The organism is Meiothermus sp., from assembly GCF_025060375.1.
Taxonomy (GTDB): Bacteria; Deinococcota; Deinococci; order Deinococcales; family Thermaceae; genus Meiothermus.
Window position 1 is genome coordinate 45871 of the sequence record NZ_JANXCG010000090.1, and the last position, 7218, is coordinate 53088.

8 protein-coding genes and 2 tRNA genes are annotated in these 7218 nt (G+C 65.3%); 4 read left to right on the forward strand and 6 right to left on the reverse strand.

Annotation, left to right across the window (positions count from 1 at the left end; translation table 11 throughout):
* Positions 1-6 precede the first annotated feature (6 nt).
* Positions 7-282 carry a hypothetical protein gene (locus NZ849_RS10915; protein WP_295407250.1) on the forward strand — a complete coding sequence of 92 codons (276 nt, stop codon included), beginning with the start codon at positions 7-9 and terminating at the stop codon, positions 280-282.
* On the opposite strand, the gene NZ849_RS10920 is transcribed toward NZ849_RS10915, so the two are convergent.
* Together NZ849_RS10920 and NZ849_RS10925 are read right to left on the reverse strand one after the other, a co-directional pair.
* The gene (locus NZ849_RS10920) at positions 279-1340 is read right to left on the reverse strand and encodes an MFS transporter (protein WP_295407253.1); all 1062 of its coding nucleotides are present in this window, start codon (positions 1338-1340) and stop codon (positions 279-281) included. The genes NZ849_RS10915 and NZ849_RS10920 overlap by 4 nt on opposite strands.
* Positions 1341-1413: 73 nt before the next feature.
* A complete protein-coding gene (locus tag NZ849_RS10925) occupies positions 1414-2676 on the reverse strand; it encodes an S-layer homology domain-containing protein (protein WP_295407256.1) in 1263 nt (420 codons plus the stop codon).
* A 209-nt stretch (positions 2677-2885) separates the two neighbouring features.
* On the opposite strand from NZ849_RS10925, the gene NZ849_RS10930 reads away from it, so the two are divergent.
* Positions 2886-3713: a C40 family peptidase gene (locus NZ849_RS10930; protein ID WP_295407259.1), complete on the forward strand. Its 828-nt coding sequence runs from the start codon at positions 2886-2888 to the stop codon at positions 3711-3713.
* Positions 3714-3725: 12 nt separating this feature from the next.
* Here NZ849_RS10930 and NZ849_RS10935 read toward each other — a convergent pair whose 3' ends face one another.
* The 4 genes from NZ849_RS10935 to NZ849_RS10950 all read right to left on the reverse strand — a co-directional run bounded on the left by NZ849_RS10935 (position 3726) and on the right by NZ849_RS10950 (position 6986).
* Entirely contained in the window at positions 3726-3923 is a 198-nt protein-coding gene (locus tag NZ849_RS10935) for a hypothetical protein (protein WP_295407262.1), read from the reverse strand.
* 215 nt (positions 3924-4138) lie between these two features.
* A complete protein-coding gene (sufU, locus tag NZ849_RS10940) occupies positions 4139-4570 on the reverse strand; it encodes a Fe-S cluster assembly sulfur transfer protein SufU (protein WP_295407265.1) in 432 nt (143 codons plus the stop codon).
* Between the two features lie 7 nt (positions 4571-4577).
* Entirely contained in the window at positions 4578-5507 is a 930-nt protein-coding gene (locus NZ849_RS10945) for an aldo/keto reductase (protein WP_295407268.1), read from the reverse strand.
* Between the two features lie 9 nt (positions 5508-5516).
* Entirely contained in the window at positions 5517-6986 is a 1470-nt protein-coding gene (locus NZ849_RS10950) for an ATP cone domain-containing protein (protein WP_295407271.1), read from the reverse strand.
* A 69-nt stretch (positions 6987-7055) separates the two neighbouring features.
* Here NZ849_RS10950 and NZ849_RS10955 point away from each other — a divergent pair.
* A tRNA-Cys gene (locus NZ849_RS10955) sits at positions 7056-7130 on the forward strand.
* A gap of 7 nt (positions 7131-7137) precedes the next feature.
* Positions 7138-7214, forward strand: a tRNA-Val gene (locus NZ849_RS10960).
* The last annotated feature ends 4 nt before the right edge of the window (positions 7215-7218 follow it).

A 7218-nucleotide genomic window follows, 5' to 3' on the forward strand; every position in this document is an offset into this window, starting at 1 on the left:
ACCGGGATGGCAGGCCGTCGCTACCTGATCTGCGCCTCCGCCCTCATATGGCTTCCCCTGGTGATGAGCGGGGGCTCCTGGCTCCTGGTCCGCACCGTGGCAGCCCCCCTGTTCATGGCCTACTTTAGCCTCCTCTGCCTTGTGGTTTCGCTGGCGGTCTTCTGGCTGGGGGTGATCCAGGTGTCCAAAAGGCGGCTGCGGGTGGGGGACCTGTTCTGGATGGGGCTCTACGGGCTTGGGGCCCTGCTATACCCCCGCCTCGCCGGGGCTTTGGGCCCCTAATTTCGGTGCAGCGCCCGCGGCGCCAGCAGCACCGCTAGGAGGGCCATCAGAAGGGCCAGCTCGAGGCCCCACAGGGGGCTTCTACCGATAAAGGGAGGGTAAACCATCCCGGCTACCGTGCCCCCCAGGTAGAAAGCCGCGATGTAGGTACCGCTCACCCCGCTTCCTCCCCGACCCGAGGCTCCGCCCGTTACCGCCTGGGCGGTGAATATTCCAGCCATCATTAGGGTAAACCCCAGAATTAGCGAGGGTTGGCCAGGTATCTGCACCAGCAAGCCCAGGATCACCCCTCCAAAGGCCAGCCGAAAGGCCCGCACCTCACCCAGCCGGCGCACCAGCCACCCAGCCAAGGCGCTCCCCGGGATACCTGCCAGGTAGGCAAAAAAGACCCCACCTATCTGGGCCTGAGAGAAGCCCAAGGCCTCCAGGCGGTAGGGCAACAGGTTGGCCACAAAAAAGTTGAGGAAGAGCAACACGAAGCCCAGCACATACAGCGGCCAGGCCGAAAGGGTGTAACGGGGGGGTGGAAGGGTAAGCCGCTCGCGGCCCCGCAGGGCGAAAAAAGCTACCAGCAGGACGGGCAGAGAAAGCGCCACTAGAGCCATCCGCTCCCCCAGCACCTCCGCCAGCACCCCCCCCCGCCCCCGCCCAAGACCGCCCCCCAAAACATTCCCAGCCACCCAAAGCCCGGCCATCTGGGTGTGGCGGGTAGGGAACAACCGCGGTAGCAAGGCCAAAGAGAGCCCCGGAATCAAGGCCGCAAAGATCCCTTGGAGAGCCCGGAAAAGCGTCCATAGGGCCAGATTGGGGGACAGCCCTGCCAAAATCCCGGTGAGCCCTACCCCCATAAGCCCCAGACCTATGGTGGTGCCCACCGGTAGGGGAATGCGGGGCACCAAGGGAGAGAGGAGGACCAAGAAGAGGAAGGGGAGTCCAATGCCCAGATGGGCGCTGCCCGCAGGGCTCCCAAAGAGGCGCTCAAGCCCGGGCAGCATCGGCACCACCGCATACAGGGCCACATAGGTAAGCGCACCCGCAGGGATAAGGGCCCAGGCCACCCCCCCAGCATACCCGCAAAAGGAGAGCCCCACGGGAAGCCTGGGCCCCCCGCAGGGACAATGGGTAGTGGTGTTAGAAGTTAAGCTTCAGGCCAGCACGGGCCCCCAGACCGAAATTGAGGCCAGGTTCGAAGCGGGGGTTGGCCTCCAGGAACAGGCCCACCGGACCTTGGGGGTTGACGTCCAGCCCCACCGCTGCCGAGCCGTAGATGGGATTGGACAAGGCCGGTAGGTAACGGGCGCCCACCCCGAGGTAGAGGCCCAGGGGCCCGCTGCTAAAGTGGCGGGTCAGATAGGCCTCTGCTCCCAGGGCCTGGGTACCCAGGTTGTACTCCAGACCGGCGCGCAGGCCAAAGCCCAAAAAGGCCTCCCGCACCCCCACCACGCCGCCCACGGCGATGTTGCTGCTGTCGAAAACGCCTCCCGAAGGCTGGGGAACCAGGCCCAGCGAAGCGGACGCCCCCAGGTAGAAGTTGCGGTTTTGCACGGCAGGGGTCTGCACCGGCGGAACTGGGCGCACCTCGGGCTGGGGTGAAGGGGTAGGGGCTGGCGGCTGGGTCTGTTGGCGCAGCTCACCCACTTGGTTTTGCAGAGCGCCGACCTGGTTCTGGAGGGTGCTAACCTGGCCCTGCAGGGTGCGTACCTGCTCCTCCAGCGCGGCCACCCGTGCGGCGTCCGGGCGGGCGCGGAGCTGTTCCTCCAGCTCAGCAACCCGGCGCTCTAGGGCGGCGACTTCCTGGGGTGCAGTGGGGGCTTGGGGGGCCTGGGCCAGCCGCTGGACTTGCTGCTCTAGGGCCTCAATGCGAGCCTGCAGGTCAGCTGGGACTGCTGGGGCAGGCTGGGCCTGCGGTGCAGGGGCCTGGGCCAGCCGCTGGACCTGCTGCTCCAAAGCCGACAGGCGCTCCTGCAGGGCCTGGGCCTGCTGGCCCACCTCAATAGCCCGCTTCACCTCAGCCTCCAAGGCCGCCAGCCGGGCTGCCTGGTCCTGCTGGGTCCGCTCCAGCTCCTGGTAGCGCCGGCGGAGCTCCTCCATCTCCGGAGCCACCTCCTGGGCCCCCCGCTCTACCGCAAGGCGGCATTCAGGCTGGGCATCCTGCAGCCGGTTGGTCTGGTAAAGGCGGAAGAAGATGAGCGCGGCCTGGTAACGGGTCAGGTTCTGGTTGCCGCGGAATGTCCCGTCGGGAAAGCCCTCAATCAAACCGCAGCGTACCGCAAAGGCCACCGCTTCCTGGGCCCAGTGCCCGGCCGGCACATCGCGAAACTGGGTCTGGGCTTGGGCGAATAAGCCGAAAAAGGTAGCCATCGCAAAGGCAGTGAACCATCGGCCTCTCTGCATAGTTTCCTCCTCGTTTGGGGTTCCAACCCCGCATCCCTACGGTAGTTGGCTTGGGTGAGAGGTCAAACGAGCCTTTTCTAAAGGGGATTTAGAGCCCCATCACTCACTTCACATTCGCAACCACAGCCAAGTGAAGGTTGAATAAAGCCCTCTAAAGGCCCCTGCCCGTATACTGGGCAAAATGCCCTAAAGGCGGGAGGGCACCCAGCATGCGCAAAGCCACACTCGCTCCTTGGCTCTTGGGTTTGGCGCTGGCCCAAAGTGCCCAGACGTACACGGTTCAGCGGGGAGACACCCTCTACTCCATCGCGCGACGGCACGAGACCACGGTGGAAACCCTAATGCAGCTCAACCAGCTTCAGAGCTCTGCCCTGCGCGTGGGACAGGTGCTGGTGCTCCCCTCCAAGCCCGTGTTGCACACAGTCCAGCGGGGGGAGACCCTCTATTCCATCGCTCGCCGGTACGGCTCAAGCGTGGAGGCCATCCAGAGGGAAAACGATCTCAGCAGCACCACCATAGCCCCAGGCCAGGTGCTCCGAGTCCCCCAAGGGGCTTTGACGTCGGCCCCACCCCCAGGGGGCGCTTCGGCCATCCCGACCCACCCTGTCCCGCTGCCCTCGGAGCCTGTCCTCCCTAGCGACACCGACTACAATCCTCAGCATCCCCTGGTCTTGGTGGTGCTCAAGTACCTAGGGCTGCCCTATGTGTTCGGGGCCAGCTCTGACCGGGCGGTGGACTGTTCCGCCTTCGTGCAGCAGGTCTTCTCTGAAATCGGCATCCGGCTGCCCCGCACCAGCCAGGAGCAGTGGGCAGCCTTTCCCACTGTGCAGGGGGCTTTACGCCAAGGCGACCTGGTGTTCTTCAGCTTCGGAGGGAGGGTCGTTGACCACGTGGGCATCTATCTAGGCCGTGGGGTCTTTGCCCATGCCAACAGCTACGGCAGCCGAGTGGTTGTTGAGAGCCTGGACAGCCCTTTCTACAAGCGGGTCTACCGCGGAGCCAAGCGGGTGGAGGCCCTGCAGGGCGCAGGACCCTAACCCAAGCGCAGCTCAGTCCGTCCCCATCTGCGGCTGGCCCAAAACCAGCAGCAGAGCCTGGGCTTGCTCGAGCCTCTCCAGGAAGTAGCTCGAGCCGTTCTCGCTCAAGGCCTTGTACTCCCCTTTCTCCGGGTTTATCTGCACCGCCACCACCCGACGGGCCTCGACAAAGGCCTGGGCCCAGGGCAGGTAGTCCTCAATCCTGCGCATACCCCCCAAAATAGCCCCTCCTCCAGACGAAAAAGGGGGAATTTGGACAGGAAAACCCCGTCACGCGTTTCTAAGGGGGCAGGAAAGCACGCTGTGGTTGAGCCAGGGGGAATGCCTTTTCGCACACGGCAACCCCCAGCGTAAACTTCACGCTGTTGCCAATCCACCCAAGGCGCAGCCCCACGCCCAGCAGGTCGTCGGAGCGGGCGGGGCACCTAGCCCCCGGCCACCTCGCGGGCGGCCTGCTCGAGGGCGTTCCAGGCTAGGGTGGCGCACTTGACCCGGGCCGGGAGCTTATGCACGCCGGACAAAGCCGCCAGGTCGCCCAGCTCAGGGGCTGGCGGAGCCCCGTCCACCACCATAGCCTTGAATTTCCGCTCCAACGCCAGGGCTTCTTCCCAGGTCTTCCCCTTCACTAGCTCGGTCATCAGCGAAGCCGAGGCCTGGGAGATGGCGCAACCCTGACCCAGGAAGCGCAGGTCGGTAATGCGCTGGCCATCGGTTTCAATCTGCAGCTCCACCTGATCGCCGCAGGAGGGGTTCTCCCCTTTTACCCTGAGCCGGGCCCCGGGCAGCTCGCCGTGGTTCTGGGGGCTTTTGTAGTGGCGCAGGATAATCTCCCGATAGAGCTCCTCGAGCAGACCCATACCCCTATTATGCGCCCTCCAATGGAGCGGCCTCCTCGAGGCGAGCCCGGTCCTCCGCGTCCAGGCGGAAGCGCAGGGCCCCGGCGTTGGCCTCAGCCTGCAAAGCACTCTTGGCCCCGGGAATGGGCAGGGTTCCCTGCTCGATGCACCAGCGCAGGGCCACCTGGGCAGGGGTGGCGCCGTGCTTCTGGGCGATTGCGCGAAGGGTGTGGAGCAGGTGGGGAATGCGGGCCTTGTGACGAGCGTAGCGCTGGGCCCGGTAACGGCCGGGCGGGGGTTTTTCCAGGCTGTACTTACCGGTGAGCCAGCCCATGGCCAAGGGGCTGTAGGCCATGAGCACCACCCCCTCAGCGCGCATAGCCCCCAGGAGCCCGCTCCGCTCAGGCCCTCGCTCCAGGAGGTGGTACTCCACCTGGTTGGCCGCCAGGGGCACCCTATGGCGGGAGAGCACCCCGGCCACCCGCTCGAGCTGCCCCAGATTGCAGTTGGAAACCCCCACCGCTCGAGCCAACCCCTGCTCATATGCCTCCGCCAGCGACTCGGCCCACTGCTCCAGCGGCACCGGCTTCCAGGGCCAGTGCAGGAGGTAGAGGTCCAGGCGGGGTAGCCCCAGGCGGGCCAGACTCCCCCGCAGGGCCGACAGGAGGGCCCTGCGGGAAAAACGCCAGGGGTAGGGGAAAAATTTGCTCACCAGAAGGGGCTTGGGTTCGTAAGCGCGGTAGCACTCACCCAGGAGCCGCTCGGAAAGGCCAAACCCATAGACCTCGGCGCTGTCAAACAACCGCACCCCACCTTTCAGGGCCGCCCGGTAGGCCAGCCGGACATCCTCCTCGCGGTAGCCCCCGCCGTAGCCCCAGATGAGCCGGTCCCCCCACTGCCAGGTACCCAGGCCCAAGGGGGGGACCGGTGGTAGGCCTGGAATCTGGATCGCCTCCACGCGCAAAGCCTACCAGGCTGGGCGAGGTCCGGTCTGTGGCCCCTGCCCCTCCTGCTGGGTGGCATCGAAATAGGCCTCCTGTAGGCGGTCTACGATGACCTCAATCCCTTTATCAATAGCCCGGTCCAGGTTCTCCGCCGGAATGAGGGGTATCCCCGCCCCCCGGGCCAGCTCCACCAGGTGCTGCTGAATCAGGCGTATCTCGCTGAAGTGCTCGGTGTAGACGCTGCTCAAGCGCGACCCTCCGGTCTCCCGTTCCCGCAGTGCAAAGCGATCCCGGTGCAGGTTCTCATCCTCCAGCACCAGCATGATCGGAATCTGAATCACCTCGCTTTGGTACTGGTGGGTCATGTAGCCCGGCACCACGTGGACCCCCTCCACCACCAGCGACGTCCGCTCCCGAGCACTGCGCTCCTGGATAGCCCTGAGGCCCACCGCCACCCGCGAAACCTGGTCCCAAAAACCCTGCATCACCAAAGCGGCGCTGGGCTCGCTGTCGTAAGGGGTGGTCAGGGCGCGCCAAGAGTCAAAGCTACTGGTATGGAGGGTGGGCAGCAGGTCTTTGGGGATTGTGGCCCGCAAAATTTCCCGCACCGCGTCGGTGGAAATCAGGCGGGTAATGCCCAGGCGGTAGGCCAGGGCCGACGCCAGCACGCTCTTACCCACCCCCGCCACCCCGCCAATCAGGAGGTGCACCGGTTTTACCGCCCTACGAATGTTGCGCAGAAGGTGGTAGCGCCGGGCCACCTCCTCTCCCGCCACCTCCATCAGCTCCTCTGCCACCGTGCGGCGCAGGTAGTCCCGCTTGACCACGGTGGAGCCCGCCTCCCGCAGGCGCCGCTCCACGTCTCGAGCCAGCCGGTAGGCCGTGTCCGGCGACAGCCCAACCGCCATGACCGACTGGGCCAGCACCCCTTTGGAAAAGGGCACCCTGGGCTCACCCTCGGCTTCTTCCACAAAAATCTCCCCTGCCAACGCCTGCCGCCCAGCGTAACGGGCCTTTGCCGCCGGACCAAACAGCTCCTCTATCTCGGCCGCAATCCGCCTTTCCAGTTCGTCGGCATCAATTGAGCGGACACCGCTGCGGCGGAGGCGGGCCTCCACCGCTCGAGCCAGGGTGTGCGCCTCGCGCATGGAGAACCCCGCGTCCTCCAGGCTGCGGGCCAGCACTCCCTTGGAGAAGGGCCGCTTGCGGTACCCTTCCCGAACCACGATGTCCTCAAAGGCCTGGGTCTGTCTCCGCAAACGCTCGGCCAGGTCGGGGCCAAAGTTCCTCTCCACCTCCCGAACCAGCATTTTCTTTAGGGCTTGGGCAGTGATTTCAGGCCTCTTTCTGGACCTGAGCTGCTCCTCAATGGTGTGGGCCACCGAGAGGGCGGCCTCCATCCCAATCCCGGCCATCATCATGGACTCCACCAGAAGCCCCTTGGAAAAAGGCCAGCGGAATCCCCCCGGCGTCTTGATGAACACCTCGCGCACGACACAAGTTTGACACACCCTCGCGGCAGGTGCTAACCTAACTCTGCTGGCCGAGGCAGGGCCGTGGGTGGCGCTGTAGCCAAGTGGTAAGGCAGAGGTCTGCAAAACCTCCATTCACCGGTTCGAATCCGGTCAGCGCCTCCAGAAACGAGGGCGCGTAGCTCAGATGGCTAGAGCACTACCTTGACACGGTAGGGGTCGTTGGTTCAAGTCCAATCGCGCCCACCAGGTC

Bases quoted from the DNA above. Each gene is read 5' to 3' on its own strand.
- NZ849_RS10935 (WP_295407262.1), bottom strand. From the start codon at position 3,923: ATGCGCAGGATTGAGGACTACCTGCCCTGGGCCCAGGCCTTTGTCGAG.
- NZ849_RS10925 (WP_295407256.1), bottom strand. From the start codon at position 2,676: ATGCAGAGAGGCCGATGGTTCACTGCCTTTGCGATGGCTACCTTTTTC.
- NZ849_RS10915 (WP_295407250.1), top strand. From the start codon at position 7: ATGGCAGGCCGTCGCTACCTGATCTGCGCCTCCGCCCTCATATGGCTT.
- sufU (WP_295407265.1), bottom strand. From the start codon at position 4,570: ATGGGTCTGCTCGAGGAGCTCTATCGGGAGATTATCCTGCGCCACTAC.
- NZ849_RS10930 (WP_295407259.1), top strand. From the start codon at position 2,886: ATGCGCAAAGCCACACTCGCTCCTTGGCTCTTGGGTTTGGCGCTGGCC.